General features: G+C 38.4%; 1 protein-coding gene. It reads left to right on the top strand.

Going from position 1 to position 1,415, the window contains the following annotated elements:
* Positions 1–124: 124 nt before the first annotated feature.
* Positions 125–1,381 (top strand): ISL3 family transposase, encoded by a 1,257-nt coding sequence (locus N8L90_RS09290; RefSeq protein WP_261025211.1) that lies wholly within the window; start codon positions 125–127, stop codon positions 1,379–1,381.
* Positions 1,382–1,415 lie beyond the last annotated feature (34 nt).

Raw genomic sequence — 1,415 nt, 5'->3', positions numbered from 1 at the left:
GGCTCTATAATATTTGTAGTGGGTAAATCCCCTATGAATCTTATGGAGCCTATTTTTGTGTAGAAAAAAAGTCCCATATGACCTATAATGAAAAGCGACTAAACAACTCATTAGAAAGATTCATATGGAACAATTACATTTTATCACAAAACTACTCGATATCAAAGACCCAAATATCCAGATTCTAGACATCATCAATAAGGATACACTTAAGGAAATCATCGCTAAACTGGATTACAATGCCCCATCTTGTCCTGATTGTGGACATCAAATGAAGAAATATGACTTTCAAAAACCGTCGAAAATTCCTTACCTCGAAACGACTGGTATGCCTACTAGAATCCTCCTGAAAAAGCGTCGATTCAAGTGCTATCATTGCTCGAAAATGATGGTCGCCGAAACCTCTCTCGTCAAGAAGAATCATCAAATTCCTCGTATCATCAACCAAAAGATTGCGCAAAAGCTGATTGAAAAGACTTCTATGATCGATATTGCTCATCAGCTGGCTATTTCAACTTCAACTGTCATTCGTAAGCTCAATGACTTCCGTTTTAAGTCTGATTTTTCTTACCTCCCTGAGATTATGTCCTGGGATGAGTACTCCTTTACAAAGGGAAAGATGAGCTTTATTGCACAAGATTTTGACAAGCTCAACATTATCACTGTTCTTGAAGGCAGAACACAGGCTGTCATCCGAAATCACTTTCTTCGTTACGATAGAGCAGTCCGATGTCAGGTGAAAATCATTACTATGGATATGTTTAGTCCCTACTATGCCTTAGCTAAACAGCTTTTTCCAAACGCTAAAATCGTGTTGGATCGTTTCCATATTGTCCAACACATGAGCCGTGCTATGAGTCGTGTGCGTGTCCAAATCATGAATCAGTTTCATCGAAAATCCCATGAATACAAGGCTATCAAGCGTTACTGGAAGCTCATTCAACAGGATAGTCGTAAACTCAGCGATAAACGTTTTTATCGCCCTACTTTTCGCATGCACTTGACGAATAAAGAGATTTTAGACAAGATTTTGAGCTATTCAGAAGACTTGAAACACCACTACAATCTCTATCAACTCTTGCTTTTTCACTTTCAGAACAAGGAACCTGACAAATTCTTCGGACTTATTGAGGACAATCTAAAGCAGGTTCATCCTCTTTTTCAGACTGTCTTTAAAACCTTTCTAAAGGACAAAGAGAAAATCGTCAACGCCCTTCAACTACCCTATTCCAACGCCAAACTGGAAGCCACCAATAATCTCATCAAACTTATCAAGCGCAATGCCTTTGGATTTCGGAACTTTGAAAACTTCAAAAAAAGGATTTTTATCTCTCTAAACATCAAAAAAGAAAGGACGAAATTTGTCCTTTCTCGAGCTTAGCTTTTCATCAACCCACTACAGTTGACAAAGAGCC

The sequence above is a fragment of the Streptococcus mitis genome (assembly GCF_946190115.1).
Lineage (GTDB): Bacteria > Bacillota > Bacilli > Lactobacillales > Streptococcaceae > Streptococcus > Streptococcus mitis_CO.
Note: the sequence above shows the minus strand (reverse complement) of the source record. Positions and strands in the feature narration are given on the sequence as shown.

Bases quoted from the DNA above. Each gene is read 5' to 3' on its own strand.
- N8L90_RS09290 (WP_261025211.1), top strand. From the start codon at position 125: ATGGAACAATTACATTTTATCACAAAACTACTCGATATCAAAGACCCA.